General features: G+C 40.4%; 16 protein-coding genes. 7 read left to right on the top strand and 9 right to left on the bottom strand.

The features are described 5' to 3' along the window. Window positions 1-36: 36 nt before the first annotated feature. The 4 genes from HMJ38_RS08945 to HMJ38_RS08960 form a co-directional block, all read right to left on the bottom strand. Window positions 37-2,502: a zinc-dependent metalloprotease gene (locus HMJ38_RS08945; protein WP_194974037.1), complete on the bottom strand. Its 2,466-nt coding sequence runs from the start codon at window positions 2,500-2,502 to the stop codon at window positions 37-39. Window positions 2,503-2,564: 62 nt separating this feature from the next. Then, window positions 2,565-4,664 carry a ComEA family DNA-binding protein gene (locus HMJ38_RS08950; protein WP_194974038.1) on the bottom strand — a complete coding sequence of 700 codons (2,100 nt, stop codon included), beginning with the start codon at window positions 4,662-4,664 and terminating at the stop codon, window positions 2,565-2,567. Beyond that, the gene (locus HMJ38_RS08955) at window positions 4,661-5,488 is read right to left on the bottom strand and encodes a hypothetical protein (protein ID WP_228779972.1); all 828 of its coding nucleotides are present in this window, start codon (window positions 5,486-5,488) and stop codon (window positions 4,661-4,663) included. Before HMJ38_RS08955 ends, HMJ38_RS08950 begins: the two co-directional genes overlap by 4 nt. Before the next feature lie 771 nt (window positions 5,489-6,259). Beyond that, entirely contained in the window at window positions 6,260-7,636 is a 1,377-nt protein-coding gene (locus tag HMJ38_RS08960) for a BamA/TamA family outer membrane protein (protein ID WP_194974039.1), read from the bottom strand. 136 nt (window positions 7,637-7,772) lie between these two features. Between HMJ38_RS08960 and yidD the strand changes: the two genes are divergently transcribed. After that, window positions 7,773-7,994, top strand: a complete 222-nt coding sequence (gene yidD, locus HMJ38_RS08965) for a membrane protein insertion efficiency factor YidD (RefSeq protein ID WP_228779973.1) — start codon at window positions 7,773-7,775, stop codon at window positions 7,992-7,994. On the opposite strand, the gene HMJ38_RS08970 is transcribed toward yidD, so the two are convergent. The 5 genes from HMJ38_RS08970 to HMJ38_RS08990 are packed head-to-tail and all read right to left on the bottom strand — an operon-like array spanning window position 7,991 to window position 13,286. Next, on the bottom strand, window positions 7,991-9,100 hold the full coding sequence (locus tag HMJ38_RS08970; RefSeq protein WP_194974040.1) for a prolipoprotein diacylglyceryl transferase: 1,110 nt from the start codon (window positions 9,098-9,100) through the stop codon (window positions 7,991-7,993). The two genes, yidD and HMJ38_RS08970, sit on opposite strands and share 4 nt — an antisense overlap. 40 nt (window positions 9,101-9,140) lie before the next feature. Beyond that, window positions 9,141-10,988 (bottom strand): NAD(+) synthase, encoded by a 1,848-nt coding sequence (gene nadE / locus HMJ38_RS08975; protein ID WP_194974041.1) that lies wholly within the window; start codon window positions 10,986-10,988, stop codon window positions 9,141-9,143. Between the two features lie 45 nt (window positions 10,989-11,033). Continuing rightward, window positions 11,034-11,774: a ribonuclease III gene (rnc, locus tag HMJ38_RS08980; protein ID WP_194974083.1), complete on the bottom strand. Its 741-nt coding sequence runs from the start codon at window positions 11,772-11,774 to the stop codon at window positions 11,034-11,036. Between the two features lies 1 nt (window position 11,775). Further along, complete coding sequence (fabF, locus tag HMJ38_RS08985) at window positions 11,776-13,029, bottom strand: beta-ketoacyl-ACP synthase II (RefSeq protein WP_194974042.1); 1,254 nt, start codon at window positions 13,027-13,029, stop codon at window positions 11,776-11,778. 20 nt (window positions 13,030-13,049) lie between these two features. Then, window positions 13,050-13,286 (bottom strand): acyl carrier protein, encoded by a 237-nt coding sequence (locus HMJ38_RS08990; RefSeq protein ID WP_008629501.1) that lies wholly within the window; start codon window positions 13,284-13,286, stop codon window positions 13,050-13,052. A 149-nt stretch (window positions 13,287-13,435) separates the two neighbouring features. Here HMJ38_RS08990 and HMJ38_RS08995 point away from each other — a divergent pair, with 149 nt between their 5' ends. From HMJ38_RS08995 to HMJ38_RS09020, 6 genes are all read left to right on the top strand, one after another. Beyond that, window positions 13,436-13,864, top strand: coding sequence for an IPExxxVDY family protein (locus HMJ38_RS08995; protein ID WP_194974043.1), 429 nt, complete (start codon window positions 13,436-13,438; stop codon window positions 13,862-13,864). A 14-nt stretch (window positions 13,865-13,878) separates the two neighbouring features. Continuing rightward, the gene (gene pyk / locus HMJ38_RS09000; RefSeq protein WP_194974044.1) at window positions 13,879-15,309 is read left to right on the top strand and encodes a pyruvate kinase; all 1,431 of its coding nucleotides are present in this window, start codon (window positions 13,879-13,881) and stop codon (window positions 15,307-15,309) included. Window positions 15,310-15,860: 551 nt separating this feature from the next. Further along, the gene (locus HMJ38_RS09005) at window positions 15,861-17,285 is read left to right on the top strand and encodes a fasciclin domain-containing protein (protein ID WP_194974045.1); all 1,425 of its coding nucleotides are present in this window, start codon (window positions 15,861-15,863) and stop codon (window positions 17,283-17,285) included. A gap of 96 nt (window positions 17,286-17,381) precedes the next feature. Next, window positions 17,382-18,434, top strand: a complete 1,053-nt coding sequence (locus HMJ38_RS09010; protein ID WP_194974046.1) for a sensor histidine kinase — start codon at window positions 17,382-17,384, stop codon at window positions 18,432-18,434. Next, window positions 18,385-19,155 (top strand): LytR/AlgR family response regulator transcription factor, encoded by a 771-nt coding sequence (locus HMJ38_RS09015; RefSeq protein ID WP_194974047.1) that lies wholly within the window; start codon window positions 18,385-18,387, stop codon window positions 19,153-19,155. Before HMJ38_RS09010 ends, HMJ38_RS09015 begins: the two co-directional genes overlap by 50 nt. A 3-nt stretch (window positions 19,156-19,158) precedes the next feature. Next, the gene (locus HMJ38_RS09020; protein ID WP_194974048.1) at window positions 19,159-19,521 is read left to right on the top strand and encodes a hypothetical protein; all 363 of its coding nucleotides are present in this window, start codon (window positions 19,159-19,161) and stop codon (window positions 19,519-19,521) included.

Below are 19,521 nucleotides of genomic sequence, written 5' to 3' on the forward strand. Positions count from 1 at the left end.
GGAGATTCTCCAAGCAGGCTACTCAGGGATTTTTAATCAATATTCAAAATCGCAAATTAAATCGGTAGTGCCGATGGGCGCGCCATCGGGGATAGCCAACTCTGCAGGGATGCTGAATTCTTCTTTTTGGTTGAGGAAGGTATTGATTTTATCGGCCAAGTATCTATTGAAATCTTCGTTGGTTGCTTTTGCTTGAAGGGATTTGGAAGCTTCGGTTTTATTTTTTGAATCTTTGTTCCAATACAAATAGGCAATTTCCCTGAGTTTATTTCTGCTGATGGCCTTGACAGAGGCAGTCGCCCTAGGATCTTTGGACAGGTTGATCAAATAGTCCGTCATCTTGTTCTGTATCATCAGATTGATTTCTCCCTGATAGGTCCCGTCAAAATCACTTCCAAATACCTGCTTGGTTGTCTTGTCCAAAACCTCTGTAAAAGATGGCAATGCATTGTCAAATAACTTTTGTTGGTGCAACCTGTTTGCCCTTCCTGCTTCAAACATGAACCCGAAAGTCATGTCAACAATATTTTCTCCGGGAGCCAAAGGATCAAAATTCAATCCGTTCCTTGATGGGAATGTCTCCCTGTTTCGGGAATAACCCATGGGACGGGGTGGAAGTCTGTCGATGATTTGATTGGGGACTGCCAATTGGTTGGGATGAATCGTGAATAGCAGGGCATCCAAAGCGCCATTTTGCTTTGAAGCTTCCAATCTGGATTGGAATCTTTGGTTGTCACCTTTTATCTTATAAGTGTAATCCAAGCCTCCCAAAAGCTTGCTTGTCGCTTCTATCTGATACCTGTGCATCAAGAACAAAGGTACAAGCACTTCTTCCATCAAGGCCTCCGGTTGGTTGTCATCAATGGCGTTCAACCCAAAAGTATCAAGCTTTTTGCCGCGCATTTCCAACATCCTCATCAATTCAGCAGAAGCAGACTCGCCATTGTCCCAAAGATGGGAGGTAGGATGGCTACCACTTGGATGTCTGGAATCTGTATCTGAAATAAATGTGTGGCCTGCTGCATAGGTGTCTTCAAGCAGGTTATTTAAGTGGCTTTCCTCAGTTTCACCTTCAGGAACAGGCTCATAACCATACCGGATAGCCCATTTATCCCAATCACCGATTTTATCATCATAGGCATCGCTGAGGTCGATATTTCCAGCGGCATCCATTTTGATTAAGGGGTATGGATAATCCATAACGGAAGCCCTATTGGTAGGAGACGAGGCATAAGCATGTGCCAAGCCAATGGTATGACCAATCTCATGGGCAGAAAGCTGTCGCAGTCTGGCCAAAGCCAATTCAAGCATTTCAGGGTTTTTGGGTTTGCCATCTTCAAAGGGTTGCAATAAACCCTGCGCTATCAGATAATCCTGACGGACTCGTAAGGAACCAAGAGAAACATGTCCTTTCATAATTTCCCCTGTTCGGGGATCCCTTACAGATGAACCATAAGACCAACCCCTTGTTGAGCGGTGTACCCATTGGATGACGTTGTACCTCACATCCATGGGGTCCATGTCTTCAGGAGCCAATTCTACCCTATACGCATTTTTGAATCCTGCAGCTTCAAAGGCTTCCGCCCACCAATTTCCTCCCTCCAACAATGCGGAACGTACCGGTTCGGGAGTTCCCCTGTCAAGGTAATACACGATGGGTTTGATCGGTTCTGAAACTGCCGCTTTGGGGTCTTTCTTTTCCAGTCTATGTCTTGAGATGAATTTCTTTTCCATTGGCCCACCTATTGGAGAAGTGAAGTCCATGTAGCTGATATTGAAATATCCGGCCCTTGGGTCAAATTCCCTTGGTTGGTAATCATCATCAGGAAGCTCTATAAAAGAATGTCTTTGTCTCACTGTAACTGATTCCGGAGAAGGAGTAACCGACCGGATATAACCTCCTGTTGGCGTACCGGTCACAGTCACAATTGCCTCTACTTCGGTATTTTTCGGAAAATTTTTGGTCATAGGGTAATGCAATGCACTTCTACTAGGTTCGGGTTTGTAGGTTCCCTGCTTGGCTCTTCCAAGGGTTTCGACGACCATGTGGGCATCCTGCATGTAGAATGTGGTGGCATCAATCAGGTGTTTTCCTCCTTCTGTACTGCTGATTTCAAATCCCCAAAGCACAGATTCCGCAAAGGCATCCTGAACTGATTTGACCTCAGCTGGATTGTCACTATAAGCCCTAAAGTCATAATTCTTATGCACCAACAATAATTTATTGCCTGCTTTTCGGAACTCAACGATTCTGGTTCTGCCAAGTTGACCACGATCAAGGCCAATGTCATTGGATCCTATACCTGCCGGCATGGAATTGACATAGAGGAATTCATGGTTGAGTTTATCTATTTCCAGGTAAATCTTCCCCTTTTCTTCATCGGTGTAGAAAGTAATGAACCCTTCTTTCTTGGACAGCTTACTTTTATCAATACTTTGGGAAAAAGCCGGGATGATGGAATAAAATCCAAGACAAAAGAGCAATAGTAATGTTTTTTTCATGATAGGTGGTTTTGTTTCGAAGTTAAAAAAAAGGTTCGACTTGGCTTTACCGATAATGGAAATTATCTGTTGAATTGGTACCTCAACTGGAAAACGGTTTCAGTTTGTCGAGAACCGTTGATTTGTTGTAGCCCCGTTCCGATGACTTCCCGATCTGTGTAGATGGTTCTTGAAAATCTGGCCCAAACACTCAGTTTTGGACTCAGCCTGTATTGACCCAAAACATAATACCGCATCCCCTGACCGCTCAAAGCAGGAATGGAAAATTGCCAAAGCACATTCCTTTCATAGATAAATTGCCTGTTGTCCCAATCTTCGGTATCAAACAAGGCAACTCTCGAAGAGATTCTCCATCTCTGAAAATCCACATTCACATCCTGACTGATGGCAAATCCGGTGGTTTTATTCCCATTGAAATTAAATGAACTGGCCATCACCCGGGATTTGATACTCCAATGCTTGTCAATACCATAATCCAAGTTGAATACATAATTCCATCTATTCCCCTGACTGAGCAGATAGGAGGATTGAAAAGAGGGGTATTCACTGATGTTTCTGGCTTTGGATTCCTCTCTGATCTGGACAAATAGCAACAACTTTCTGGAAGGGGAGTAGGCAAACCGGGTCAACCATTCATGCCCCGAGGAAGGTGCATACATCCTGTACCGCAGCCAGGGAAACTTAAAATAATCATAGTAAAATGACCAGGTGTATTTTTGATTGGGCTTGAAGTTAAGACCAAAATATAGCCCATGCTCGTTAATGGGCCTGGTGCCTTCCGAGAATGCATTTCCATAGAAGCTATGAAAGTTTCTGTCAAACCTTCTCCAAAGCACCGAAAAACCCAGTTTGGGATGTAGGGAACTCATCATGCCCAGAATATTTCCTTTACCTCCACTTTTGGAAAAGGCAGATTCCCCAAAGAAAAAGTAATTTTGATAGTTGTAGGCAAAATAGAGGCTATGGACATGGTTCTCCTGTCCATAAAATTCAAATTGGTTATAGATTTGCGGGTTCCTGATAAAAGGTTGTCCGAATCTGGTGAAGAGTGAATTGACACCGAGTTGAAGGCTTCGGTTGGGACTGTTATAGTGGATATTCCCGCCCAAGTTGCTTTCCCGGATCCTGCTTTTGTTTGCAATTTCGGTTGGTGTCCGGTGAAGACCATTGCTTTGAAGTGAGGTGATGATGGCTTCTTCCCTTTCCAAGGTGTCGATTAGAATACTCAGATTCCCATCCCTTGGGGCATTTGATGCCATCAAGGTAATCTTTACCGGTCCAGCTTGATAAGTAGTGGAGACACCCCTGAAAAACCCAAATTCAAGCGCTGCCGTGTAGGGTCTGATACCTATGGAACTTCTTCGGACCGTGGTGATGGTTTCTCCCCCTTTGCCCACAGCGAATCCGGCACCGTAAACCAAGCCCTGCCCAAATTGCATTTGGAAATCACCTATTGAAATGGCTTTCCATTTCCCTTGATTGTAAAGTGTGACATGGTAAGAGAAAAAGTTGAACCCATACCGTTTGGTAGCGGTATCCCAAATAAACTGTTCCCCCGGATCTTTGTCAATGGTAAATCCAAAGCTGAAATCTTTGCTGTGCTGTACCCGAAACCTTCCATATAGGTTGTTGGCGCCACCAAGGTACCTGCTGCTAAGCCTGCCGCCACTCAAGGTGTCAGGTGGTGTGAAGCCTCTTCTTGTCTCCCAAACTCTGCTGTGTCTAAAGATTAAATAGGCATCCCTTGATTCCATGATCCTTTGGGAAAGTGGTCCATGGATTTTTTTACTGTCATCCAAAACCACAAAGGGCAACAATTGGAAAATCGTTTCCAGATCAAATTCGGGGATTGCCTGTAGTTCATATAAGGATAATAGTTTGCCGAAATTATTCCTGTATTCCATAAAACTGTTGATCTGGATCGGGCTTAAAATGTAAATGGATTTCAGCTCCTCAGCATTGGTCTTATTGAGGTTGATGGGATTCAGAAAAACCTGGAGCAAACTCTCATACAGGTCTTCATAATTGTCGTCTGTTCGCTGGATTCCAAACAATTCCTCAACAAAGTTCTCCAAATTGATTTCCCCTTTTCTATAGGTCTGGGCTTTTCCCGGAAAACAGAAAAAGATGACCAAAAAACTGATTGACAAAAGTATTTTCATTTTTCAGCAAATACATAATTGAAAGAAAAATGATGAAAACTCCCCAAGGTCGGATGTTGGGTCATGGCATAATCCAGGTGGAAATTGCGAGGTTTGAATCCAATACCGAAAAACAACTTGCCCGGATTGGTATTCATACCTGCCCTTGCCCAGAACCTGTCCAAGAGGTTGTATTCGACCCCGGTTTTGATCAGAGGGTCGAGTAGGATGTCTTTTTCGGCCTCAATGTTGACCATGACTTTTTCGGATGGGCGATAGGAAATTCCAGTCTTTACCACTGTAGGCAACCTTTCCAAGGAGTTTTTTCCATATTTTGACATGGTAATGTTGTACACATGCGCTCCAAAAAACAGTTCGGGTGTGAGTTCGGCCACCCCACCAAACTCCAGCAATGGGCTTGCACCTCTACCAAATCCCTCGATGCTGGTCTGGAAATAGCTGACTTTGATACCTAGACTTGTGATTCCCAATTGGTTTGAAAATCCGATCCCGATCTGGCTTTGGGAAAACAGTTCCGATCCAAAACTAGAAACTCCCAACCCAAACGCCGAATTCTCCCCCTTTATCACCGCACCTGCTGAAAGCGTGGTCAGCTCATTTATATTCATTCGATGGTCATAGGCAAAAGTGACCTGTGAGGAAGAAATATGGCTCATTGCACCGATATTGTTAAAAATACTCCAAGCATCACCCAAAGTGGAATGGGCATTTCCGATACCCACACTTCTTGCGCCTCTGGGCAAGGCTTCGAGTCCAGATTGTGCCAAAACCTCTTCCTTTACCAGGACAGCACCTAAAAGAAATATAAAAACAAGTCTTCCCATGGGTATAAAAAATAAGATCCAACAAAAAGCCAACAGAATAAATTTAAAAAAGCCGGATATCAGATAAAAGTAAGGGGATGATATTATCCGTTTAATTTCGAGGTAGGCTTCAAAAGTTTAATCATGTCTCTCTTTCCGCCGATGTTTGTGTCTCCACAAAAATCCCTCTAAAGAAGAAGCGAAGTTTCCCCAAAACCATCAAGGATTCAAACCTTCCCTTTTTTTGGCGGAAAGCCAAATTCACTTTTTACATTGTTTCGGCCAAAAACCGGAAATTACCTTCATTTTAACCCCCGGATTTTATCCGGGGTAAATAACCTATTGGTATTTAACCCCTGCCGGGGTTTGGACTAGTGGCTTCATCCTAAACAAATCAATTTGGCAATAGAATTCTAAAAAAAATCCCGATAGGGATTAAACACCGCAAGGTTATTTGCCCCGGATGCAATCCGGTGGAAGAAAAGATCATTCAATCAAAATCTACCAACCCCGACAGGGGTTGAATTTGTCCTCATGGATTAATCAATTTGGCTAAAGCCGTGAGAAAACAAGGTTCTTCCATTATCTTCCAGCTAAAGCAGGAAGCAATTGATGGAAGGCAAATTGTTAGGGTATTATTCTGAAATTGGATTTCGTAAATTACCATTAATAGGTACAAATCCTCTAAATTAACTACTGACCAAGTCTTGTTTCCCCAATTCTCGGGACAGGCTTTGTTTCTTGGCTCTTGGCTCTTGTCTCTCGCCTCTAACCTCTCGCCTCTAAAAAATCTCAAAAAGGTGCCCTGAAATTAAAGAAAAATGCACCTTCATTTTGGTTGTTGAGGGAGTATTCAAATCTGAAAACTATGTCGTAGAGCGTGACAAGGTCCAATCCAAGGCCGTATCCGAAAAGATATTGGTTGGTCAGTCTCAGGTTTTCGGGAAGCTTATTTTTGTCATTGACAAAGCCGTGGTCAAAATTGCCACTGAGGTAGAGCTTTATGGGAAAGTATGCAAATTCATCAAAGGGAACATATTTGCCGATATCATAGCCTACATTGATCAGATTGAAGCGGAGACTGTTTTTGTGGACAACGGTCTGCTGTCCCTCGACCACATTCAGTTCATAGCCCCGGATAAAAAACGGATTATATCCAATACCCCTTACCAAGGTAAATGGTTGCCTATCTCCCAAAAAAGCATTTAGGGAAAGTCCTGATACAAAATGGAATTTTTCATTGAACTTCAGGTACTTGTTTGCATTGATGGTAAATTCCGTGTCATGAACATTATCACTTCCAAAGATACCATACCTCGTTACACCGATATTGAGCAATTGCCCTTCAGTGGCATAAAGCACATTATCCCTATTGTCATGTCTGAAATTGTAGCCCATGACGAAATAATTCAGCTTGTTGCTGCCATGGAGAAAATAATTGGGGTTTTGGGTAAAAACATCCTCATTGATCAAGGTATTGTTGAATCCTAAAGTCACCAAGTGAAAGTTGTAATAACTGCCCCTGTAAGTGTATCTTAGAAATGCAGATCGGTTTCTCCGCAGGACATCTTCGTTTTCATTGGTGTAGAAAACCTGCCGATTGTTTGCAGACTTGACCTGAATGGTTTTTTGGGTAAAATAGGTCAACTGTGCTGCGATACCGTGTTTTTGTTTCTTGTCAATGTATGGGATACTGTATAGCATCTCAAACGACTTTGTAAATCCCAATTGACCTCCTATACGCAATTTTTCGTTTCTTCCCCCTACATTATTATGCATGAGCCTTGCCCCATAATTCACTCGGGAAAAATCCCTGTTTTGGTTGATCCACCATTCTGCCAAATTCCTGTCCGCCAAATTGAAAATGATATTGGGCAAAATATACCAACGCTCAGTCACAGCTACAAGCAGTTCAATGTCTTCGGTTCCGGTAAAAAGTGGTGTGATTTCTACATTGTTGAAAAGTTGTAGATTATATATTTTCTTTTGATCTGCCTCGATCATCAACAATAATTCCGCCCAATCATACGTGATTCCTGTCTGAAGGTCTATTTCACGGAGAATGATGTTCTTCTTTGTTTTTTCATTTCCAATAATAAAAATATTATTGATCACAACTTTATCCGGAATCTGAAGACTATCCAACAGACCATCTTGAGCATAGACCATTTGGACTTGGGTTATACCAAAGCATATCAAGTAGAAAAGGAGGATATGTAATCTGATGTTTTTCAATGGTTCTGTAAAACTGTTTATGGATTGGAACTATTGAAGGGTTAAATGTTTTATTTCAGAAATATCAGATTTGAAAACCATTATTCGCAAAATTGCCATTTTCCCTGTTTTGGTATATCAATACCTCATTTCTCCATTGTTCCCTTCAAGTTGTAGGTATTCACCTACCTGCAGTCAATATACGAAGGAAGCCATCTTAAAGCACGGGATATTTAGGGGAGGTTGGTTGGGAATAAAGAGGATTGCAAGTTGCAACCCTTGGGGCGGTCATGGACATGACCCCGTTCCTTAGGGTTTTTCAGGTTTAAAGCCCTTTTTTAAAGCCAAACCCATCAACACCAATCCGCCGATCACCAAAGGGATACTTAATGCCTGACCCATATTAAAGGTCAATCCTTCCTCAAAATCCACTTGATTTTCTTTGAGAAACTCCCAAATAAACCGCATTCCAAATACGGAGACCAGGAAAAATCCGAGAAACAATCCATCAGGAAGCCTGGATTTATACCTGTTCCAAGTGAGATAGAGTATCAGAAAGATGATGAAATAGGAGATTGCCTCATATATCTGTGTGGGATGTCTTACTACTCCCTGTGTATAGACAGTCGCTAGATAATGATCACCCCGGTCGCTCAAGTCCATTTTCAATGGGGTAGCAGGATCTTCTGAAAGGTATTTCTGGGAACTCTTGAACCGCGTCAACACATATTTGACATCTGTCTCCAAGGCAGTCCTGAGGTCACTTTCGCTGTAGCCACCTTTTTCAATTTTAATTTCAAAATTGACAGGAACAATCCCGTTACCAGTAAGTTCCTCTTGTCTGTTGTCCGGTTTATAGGCACTGATAGATTCAACCGGTATTCGGAGTGTTTCCATAATTTCTTCTGCATCTCTGGCAAATACAAAGCCACTGTCTGTACCGGTTGGCTTGCCGCCAATCTCTGAATTCATCAGGTTGCCTACACGGATCATGGCTCCTACCATGGCCACTACGATGACAATCCTGTCCACTACCCATAAATAGGTTTGAGTAGGGATTTTCCTAGCATAAAGGTACAATGCAAACAAAATAGCAATGGCGGCACCATGAGAGGCCAAACCGCCTTCCCAGACTTTTAGAATATCTATTGGATTGCTCAGGTATTTTTCGGGTTCATAGAACAGTACATGGCCAAGTCTTGCGCCTATGATCGTAGCAATGACCATATAAATGGTCAGCCTGTCTACCAGTCTTTCATCTTGATCCTCTTTTCGGTAAATATAGATCATGATCTGCTGGGAAATGATAAATCCCAAAGCAAAAAGCAGACTGTACCACCTTAGCCTTTCAAATCCTGAAAAAACCGAAGGATCGGGACTCCATACAACATAACTCAATATACTTTCAATAGTCATCATACTGTGTTTTTATAAACAAGATGGTGAAATTACCCTTTGTTTAGTAAGTATCCAATTCCTTTAATTCTTCCTGAAATCCTCCTGACAAAATCGGAAACCTGCACCAGGTCTTTGGATCAATATTGAATTCATCCAAATGGAAGGATGGTGCTAGTCTTTCTCTTTTCCACTGATTTTGTGCCCAAAGTCTGAAGAATTTTTTGATATAAGATTTCAATAAATCACTATCTGCGTCCAATTCTTCCTTTAGGATCAAAAATACATCCAAAGGCGATCGTCGGTCCCTGATGGCCAACCTTTCTATTTCCACTATGATAGCATAGGGCATCAGGTCATTTTCATCAGTCTGTTGGTTTTCGGCAGGTCTCAGTTCCGCGGTGGGCTGTAGGCTGTTTACTTTTTGCAGCCCCTGATAATTCAGTTCTTTCTCTGCCCAACTAAGCCATTGCAAGACAAAGTATTTGTCCACAGCGGCGATGGGGGAGATGCTTCCACTTGTATCTCCATCCATGGTGGTATATCCTACGTCTCCTTCACTTCGGTTGGAAGTACTTAACAGCAGGGCATTTTTTACATTGGCAAGCATCCAAATAATCGGAGAACGGGCCCTTGCCTGAATATTTTGCAGGGCGATGTCATCGGTTTTCCAATTCATTCTCCTTCCGAGGGCTTTTTCAATCTTTTCTGTGTAAGATTTGACTTCGTCCCCGATTTCCCAATTCAAAAAAGCTGCCCCGATACTTTCTGACAGTAATTTTGCGCTCTGAAAAGTAGCAAAAGACGAATTTTCTGAAGACTGATAAGCCGTAGTGAGAATTTGGCCTACAATTTCTTTGACGGGGTTATTGGTTTTGGGATTATATTCCAATCCCAATTTTTTCAAAAATACAGTGACTCCCAATTCTTCTATTCCCCTTCTGACCATTTCCGAAACCAATATGGCAATGGTGGAGGAATCCGCCCCACCACTCAGTGAAAGTACAAAGCCCTTGCTTTTGCTTTTTCTCAAATAGTCGAATAATCCTAAAGCCGAGGCTTTAGCAAACTCTTCATTTTTATCATGGAAGCTTTCAACTTCCTGATTAGATACATCTCCTTTTCGGTAGTCAAAAATTCTAAGCTGGAAATCTTCAAAGGACAGCAATTCATTTTTAAGTATCAGTTTGCCCTCATGCGCGACCATGATTTCTCCATCGAAGATCATTCTTCCGGCCTCATTTCCCAACAAATTGAGGTAGAAATAGGTGGCATTGAGTTCTAAAGAACTTTCTTTTACCAGTTCCTCTCTCAGGATACTTTTGCCCATGGCAAAATGACTCGCACTGGGATTGAATATCAAGTCTATATTTCGGTCTTTCAATCTATAGCCAGGTCTATGCGGACCGCGCCATGCGTCTTCACAGATTTCAAATCCATAGGAAACACTGTTTTTTTCAAAAACCAAGTCACCCAATTGAACACTTTGACCAAAAAAATCCATTTCAATCACTTTGCCATGTTCCCAAGGTGTAAACCATCTGAACTCATAATGTACCCCGTCAATAGCCATAAACTGTTTGGCTACAATCCCCTTTAGTGATGCGTTCTCAATGATGGCCATACAGTTGTACACTTGAGAATCAATTCTCACCGGTACACCCACTGCAACTGTAATATCAGTGCAAAAAGGAATCAGTTCCTGTAGTTTCTGAAGTGCTTTTTTGGGATACCAATAACTCAGAAACAGATCTTCACTCCCATATCCGGTGATGGCTAATTCAGGGAAACAAAGGAGATCTATTTGCTGTCTTTGGGCTGAATTGATTGCCTCGAGGATATGATTGAAATTTCCTGCCCAGTCCAAGGGTGTTTGATTAACTGTGGCGCAAGCTGTTTTTAATATTGACATGTATTGGTTCTAAAAAGATAAAACTCCAATTCCAAAGATACTGTTCTAAACCGCTATATTGAGAATCTCGCAGGCATTTTTAGCAGCTTCCTGTTCTGCTTTCTTTTTGGTAGCACCTTTGCCTGTAGCAACGACCTCATTGTTGATATACAGGTCAACAGCAAATTCCTTGAATCTTTGAGAACCGCTTACAGAAACTGTCCTGAAATCCACCTCCATGCTTTCTTTTTGGGACCACTCAATTACTTTGCTTTTAAAATTTGAAGTCGTTCTGATGATACTGTCCAGGTCAAAATGGATGATAATTCTTTTGAGAACAAACTTTTTACAAAAATGATATCCTCTGTCCAGGTACACTGCGCCAACCATGGCCTCTAGGGCATCACCATATATTGATTTATGTGAACTCAAATTTTTACCCTTGTATTCTTCCTCGATTATTTTGGAAAGACCGATTTTCAATGCGATTTGGTTTAGGGCTTCCCTGTTTACCATCCTGCTTCGGGTTTCGGTAAGAAAGCCCTCGTCTCTATAAGGAAATTTGATAAAAAGAAACTCTGCCACTACCGCGCCTAAAATGGCATCCCCAAGGTACTCCAATCGCTCATTGGATATTTTCATCCCATTGATAGATTCTTCTGAGGCAGCAGCATGTTTAATCGCGAGCTTGTACAAAACCAAATTAAAAGGCTTGCTCCCTACCATATGTTTGATGGAGGCAGCAAGCCTTTTTTCATATTTTGAATAGAACAGGGACCTAAGCTGGAGTATTCTGGAGAATTTCAATTTACTCACTGATTTTTTTGAAAATGACAGAACAATTGTGTCCTCCAAATCCAAAAGTATTACTTAAGGCAGCCCTGACTTCTCTTTTTTGAGCTTTATTGAAAGTCAGATTCAATCTTTTATCAAAAACCTCGTCATCCGTGAAATGGTTGATGGTAGGAGGGATTAGGTTATTTTTTATAGCAAGTATGGAAGCTATTGCCTCCACGGCTCCTGCAGCACCAAGCAAATGACCTGTCATAGATTTGGTGCTACTGATGTTGAGATTAAAGGCATGTTCACCAAAAACCTTTTGAATGGCTTTTACCTCGCTCACATCACCCAAAGGAGTGGAAGTCCCATGTACATTGACATAATCGATGTCTTCAGGCTTCATCCCTGCATCCTCTAATGTTTGGAGCATCACATTACTTGCGCCCTCACCTTCAGGGTGCGGGGCTGTGATGTGATAGGCATCAGCTGTCATTCCGCCACCTACTAACTCTGCATATATCTTTGCTCCACGGGCTTTGGCATGTTCATATTCTTCAAGAATCAGGATTCCTGCACCTTCTCCCAAAACAAATCCATCACGATCTTTGTCAAAAGGCCTTGATGCTGTTTCCGGAGAATCATTTCTTTGAGACAAAGCTTTAAGGGCATTGAAACCTCCAACTCCTGCTTCTACCACAGCTGCTTCTGAGCCACCACTGACAAAAATGTCAGCTTTTCCCAAACGGATATAATTGAATGCATCAATAATGGAATTTGTAGCTGAAGCGCAAGCTGAAACTGTTACGAAGTTTGGTCCTTTAAATCCGTATTTGATAGAAATAAAACCTGCGCTGATATCAGCGATCATTTTAGGAATGAAAAAAGGATTGTACCTAGGTGTTCCATCACCCAAAGCAAATCCTGAAACTTCATCCTGAAATGATTTTAATCCTCCTATTCCGGCACCTAAGATGACACCAACCCGCAAAAGATTTGTTTTTTCAAGATCCAATCCTGAATCCCGGATTGCCTCATCGGCAGCAATTAAAGCATACTGAGCGAAAGGATCCATTTTCCTTGCCTCTTTTCTTTCAATGAATTGATCTAAGTCAAGTCCTTTGACTTCACAAGCAAATTGCGTCTTAAAAAGCGAGGCATCGAATTTAGTAATAGGCGCAGCACCACTCACACCATTTGAAAGACCTTTCCAAAATTCAGGAACGGTATTACCAATCGGTGTAAGGGCACCTAAACCTGTTACTACAACTCTTCTTAAATTCATAAATGAATTTTAGTGATTTATTATTTGACGTTAGCTTCCAAATAGCTAATAGCCTGACCTACTGTACCGATTTGCTCAGCCTGATCATCCGGGATAGAAATGTTGAATTCTTTTTCGAATTCCATAATGAGCTCAACTGTATCCAGTGAGTCTGCACCAAGATCATTAGTGAAGCTAGCTTCAGGAGTTACTTCAGATTCTTCTACGCCTAACTTATCTACGATAATGGCTTTTACTTTTTGTGCAATTTCAGACATTTTTTGAACAGTTTAATTTAAAACACTCCGCAAAGAAATATATTTAAAACCTTATTGCCAAAAAAATGAGGTACCTAAATCAAGATATTGTGTGAGAACCTTGAAGTTGGGAGATTATTTTTACCTTTGCCTGACATAATTCTTCCATCATGAAGAAAACAAAATTATTCGTTGAACATCAATATGATTTTGATCTTTTAGGTCTTATGGCGCCTGTTAAGGATCATAAAATGGCTTGGTGGATCAATAAATCATTGGGAACAAAATTGGTCAAAACAGACGATTTTGTGCTTGAACTGATGAATCAGTCCACTCTGAAAATTTCAAAATATTTTCAGGAAAAAGAACATGGATTTGTACAATTGCTCAAAAACAGGTCTTATTCTGAAGGATCAAATTCATTATACCTTGTTCCCGAACTAAAGATCATGGACTACTTTCTGTTGCTTCAAGACTACACTTTTGAAATGGATTTAAATCGCTATATTGACAATCTTTCCGACAGTCAGTTTGTCCAAAATGTAGTTAAACTTGATATTTATAAATTGAAATCAAAAGATAATTTACTTACCTATTAATCCCTTATTTAAAAATGAGTATTGCAACCTATAACAAAACAAAAATATTAGCTACAATAGGACCCGCCTCCAATAATCTTGAAGTATTGAACAGTCTTGCGAAAGCAGGAGCAAATGTTTTCAGATTAAATTTCTCTCACGGCGACCACAAAGGTCATGCTGAAGTGATCAAGATGATCAGGTCTATCAACGAAAAAACCACTAACAAAATCGGGATTTTACAAGATCTTCAAGGCCCAAAAATCCGGGTAGGAGAAATGGAAAATAACGGGGTGGAAATTTTGCCAGGTCAAAAAATCACCATTACCAATGATCCGGTTATCGGTAATGCTGAATTGGTCAGTACTGTGTATCAAAATCTTCCCAATGATGTAAAATCAGGAGACAGAATCCTTATTGACGATGGAAACATTGAATTGGCAGTGAATAACACGGATGGTAAAAATGTAAAATGTGTTGTGATTCACGGAGGAATTCTTAAATCAAGAAAAGGGATCAATCTTCCAAACACCCGTGTTTCTGCACCATCACTTACGGAAAAAGATATTGAAGATCTTGCATTTGGACTTGAAAATGAGGTAGACTGGATTGCTTTGTCTTTTGTCAGATCGGCAGAAGATATCATTGATTTAAGAGAAAGAATCGTAAAAGCCGGAAAGCATTGTAAAATAGTTGCCAAGATTGAAAAACCTGAAGCACTGGAGAATATCGATGAAATTATTGAAGCGACCGACGCCATTATGGTTGCTAGAGGTGACTTAGGGGTTGAGGTCCCTATGGAAAAAGTGCCTCTGTGGCAAAAGAAGATAGTCCAAAAATGCAAGCTTGCCTGCAAGCCTGTGATTATCGCCACCCAGATGCTGGAGAGTATGACGAATCATCCCAGACCTACAAGGGCTGAAACAAATGATGTGGCCACAGCAGTACTTGATGGTGCCGATGCTGTCATGCTTTCTGCAGAGACTGCCTCAGGTCAGTTTCCCATTAATTCGGTGAAGGCCATGAGCAGCATCATTCATTATATTGAAAACAATTCCGATGTGTTCCACCACCTTTATAAAATCCCCGAAGATGACCCTAATTTTTTGAGCAAGAACCTGACTTTGATGGCAGCGAGGTTATCAAGAAATGTAAAGGCAAAGGCGATTGTCGGCATTACCACATCAGGAATGACAGCTTTGAGATTAGCTTCCTACCGACCTTTGGCGAATCTTCTCGTTTTCACAAGAAATGAAACACTGATGAATCAGCTAAGCTTGGTGTGGGGTGTAAGAGCTTATTATTATGAAAGCAATATATCTACGGATGCGACCTTTATGGATATTCAAAATCACCTCAAAGATGAAGGCTATGTCAAAAAAGGAGATATCATCATCAACACGGCAAGTATGCCTTTGAAGGCCAAAGGAAAAACCAATATGATGAAGATACATATAGTGGAGTAGGTTAGTATTGATAATGCTGGAAGTAGGAAGTGGGAGTAATAGAAGCAAGACACAAGACGCAAGACATAAGATGGTTTTAATCTCTGGTGCTCGAAGTAGAGAATGAGAGGTTGTCACTTTGGTAAGGTTGAATTCTTCAATAAATAGCTTTGAGATATAAATTGAAATTGATTTAAAAGTGTTTAAAAGCCTTCAAATGGAGGCTTTTTTTTTGCTGTAAAAATTGATTTTTTGAAATGGGCTTGCAAAATCCCAATCAAATAATTTACAAAGTAAACGCACTTGTGACATCTTGATTTTTCTTGACACATTATTTGTGTGCACGCTTGACTCTGGGTTCTCACTGAACTTCGGACTCTGGACTTCCAACCCCAGACATCAACTCTTTTTAACAACTCATTCTCCTAACCTTACCAACATCTTACCTGATTTTTAACTACAGTTCATGACGCTTTATGAACAGTCTGTGGTAGAAATATTACAACTCAACTAGGTTTGAAAAATCACTTTCTGGAATTATATGTTTATACATCAAACTAAACATCTTAACTATGAAAAATTTCCTAAAGTATCTTTTGACAGGTTCGCTTTTATTTGCGATTTATTCCTGTAATGATGATCCAACACCAGAACCACCAGCACCTAATTTGGTGCAGGCAGCAAATGCAGCGGGTTTAACCACTTTGCTTAATGCAGTTGAAGCCATTCCAGGTCTTGGATCAGCGTTAACTAGTGCTCCGGCCATTACAGTTTTTGCACCTGATAATGCTGCTTTTGCTTCTGCACTAACAGAATTCGGTGCTACAGATTTAAACGATTTGGTAGCTAAATTGGGAGGCGCCCAAAATTTGGAAACTGTTTTAGGTTTTCATGTTGTTCCTGCAGTTGCTTTTTCTACTGATTTGGCAGCAACAAATACTTTTCCTACCCTATCAGGGCAGAGTCTTACAGTAAACTCTTCAGGAGGTGCAGTCACAGTAGTGGATGCAGCTGGAAATACAGCCAATGTTACCACTGCAAATGTTGAGATCGAAAATGGTGTGGTGCATGTAATCAATAGAGTTTTAATACCTGAAATTGATTTACCAACTCCAAATTTGGTTGAGGCTGCTACAGATGCCGGACTTACTATACTCTTAGATGCTGTTACGGCAGTAGATGGCTTGGCTGATGATTTGTTGAATGCTGATGCAATTACAGTTTTTGCGCCAAGAAATGAAGCATTTGTAGATGCTCTGGAACTTTTCAATGCAGCAAATTTAGACCAATTGGTTGCTAGGATTGGTGGTATTGAGAACTTAGAAACTGTGTTAGGATTTCATGTTGTTCCTGCTGTTGCCTTTTCAGGTGATTTGGCAGCAACAAATACTTTCCCAACATTAGGAGGTCAGGAATTGACGGTTACGAAAAATGGCAGTACAGTCACTGTGACTGATGCCAATGGCGTGACTTCTACGGTAGTTGCAGCCGATGTTGCCATTGAAAATGGTGTAGTCCATGTGATTGATAAGGTATTGTTGCCCGAATTGACTTTACCAACTGTAGTTGAGGCAGCGACTGCTGCGGAATTGAATATATTGTTAGAAGCAGTAACCAAAGCTAATTTGGGTGGCGCTTTATTGGATGCAGAGGCAATCACTGTATTTGCTCCAAGGGATGAAGCATTTCTAGCATTATTGGAAGCTCAGGAAGTTGATACTTTAGACGAATTAATCGCCAAATTAGGTCCTGACAATATTAGTAAAGTTTTGACTTTCCATGTTGTTCCAGCGACGGCATTCTCCTTTGATCTTGCAGAGGGGCCACAGTCTGTACCTACACTTGCTGGGGAAAACCTAACGGTAACCAGAACTGGTGATAGTGTTACGGTAACTGATACTGCTGGAACCACTTATAACGTGACCATAGCCAATGTAGCTATTCAAAACGGAGTAGTCCATGTAATCGATGGCGTAGTACTTCCTACATTAGAATAATATTTAACTACCCTTCATATTGCTTTTACAAAAGGGGGATTTATATTCCCCTTTTGTTTTTGAAAGCCTTTTAAAAAATAAGAAAAAGCATAAAAAATGTTTAGGCATAAGTATAACTTTATATTTCCAGCGCTGTTGGCATTGTATTCATTCCTGAATATTTTGGTTCTGGAAGGAGATAGATTATACCAAGCAGAATTACCTTCGGATAGTTTATTTTACATTATTTTTTTTCTCAGTTATGCAGTATGGTTTGCAAATTCCGGAATTGAAAAATATGTGATCAATACCCTAAATGGCGTACATCCATTATTGGTACAGTTTGGGTTTAGTATTTTGATAACTTTATTGATCAGTTTAATTTCTGTTTATGCAACAGGATTGATTATGGGTGATCCCTTTACTTATTCTTGGCAAAATTTTCTTTTGACAAGCGGATTCACTTTTAGAATCAACCTGTTTTTGAACTGTATCAATGCCATTTATTTTTTTAGCAAAAAATTTAAAGAAAAAGCTGTTGAAGCTGAAAAGCTACATACCTTGAATGTGGCTGCAAAATTAGAATCTTTACATGCACAGATTAATCCACATTTTTTCTTTAATAATCTCAGTGCATTGTCTGTATTGATCCATCAGGATGTAAAAGCAGCAGATGCGTATTTGCAGAAACTTTCAAATATTTATAGATATATATTAAATAAAAAGGATCAGGAACTGGTACCCCTTTCGGAAGAGATGGATTTTTTGAATAATTATATTGATCTCCTTGCTATCAGGTTTCAGTCCTCATTGATTTTTGATCTGGAGGTTGATAAACAATGTTCAAACTTTTTAATACCCCCGGCGGTCCTTCAATTATTGGTCGAAAATGTAGTCAAGCACAATTATTTCACCAAATCGGAACCTCTTGAAGTGGTCATAAAATCAGATTGTAAGACGATAACAGTTTTCAATAAAAAACAATTGAAAGAAGCAGTGGAATTCTCAAGTGGCATAGGTTTGCAAAACATATCCGACCGTTATAAGTTCTTAAATTACGCTGTCCGTGTTTTTGATATGCCGGATTATTTTAAAGTTGAACTTCCATTGATAAAAACCTATGAAAATAGTGATCGTAGAGGACGAACCTTTGGCCTTGCAAAGAATTAAGTCCATCATAAGTGATAATAAAATTTCTTGGGAGGTTGTAGGAACTGCACAAAGTATCAAAGAGCTTGTAGCTATTTTTGAAAGCGAGTTAAATTTTGACCTGATGATATGTGATATCCATTTGGCAGATGGGCTGAGTTTTAAAGCTTTTAGGGGTAGGAATATAGATTTTCCAATCATATTTATTACAGCATTCGATCAATACGCCCTACAATCTTTTGATCACAATTGTATAGATTACGTGCTGAAACCCATTCAGGAAGAAAGGCTTTTGAAAGCCTTTGAAAAATTGGAATCTCTCACTTTAAGTAATTCCCCTACCAATTTTAATGCAGACTTTGTCGAGACTTTTTTAAATTCCTATTCTCAAAAAAACTATAAAAAACGATTTCTCTCCAAGACAGGAAATAAAATTCGATTTGTTCCAGTTGAAGATGTTGCTTATTTTTATTCTGAAGGCGGGATTACTTACCTTGTCGAAACTGGCTCTGCCAAAAAGTATATCGTCGATTTCAATCTGAGTGAATTGGAAAATCACCTACTTGACCCGATGAGGTTCTACCGCATCAATAGGTCGATGATCATCCATTTGGACAGCTTGGTAGAGATGAAACCCTATTTCAACGGTAGGTTAATGCTGTATATGAGTGCTGCTTTTGAAAACGACATCGTAGTTGCCCGTGAGCGTGTGAATGAATTTAAAAACTGGATCAACCAATAGAACATGCAAAAGGTTTACATCGCTACATTTTTTACATTCTGGTTTGTCTGCAATATAAATGCACAATCCCAAGAAAAAATAAATCTTGATTCTCTGGTTAATGCAGTGGTCAAATTGGAAAAAGAGGTTTATGAAGTTCAGCTGAATTTGCATCAATCCCAAAAACAATTAAAGACCGGGATTTTTGTAGCCACTTTGGGCTATACAGTCACTATTATAGGTGGTCAGTTATTGGGAACCCGTCCGGAACTAGGAGAGGCCTTGTTGTACACGGGAGGAGCAATCGGAATTGCAGGTACAGTAGTGTTGGTAAAAGGATTCAATAAAATTAGTTTAGGGCCTCCCCGAAAACCAAAATATTATTAA

This window comes from Aquiflexum lacus (genome assembly GCF_015476655.1).
Lineage (GTDB): Bacteria > Bacteroidota > Bacteroidia > Cytophagales > Cyclobacteriaceae > Aquiflexum > Aquiflexum lacus.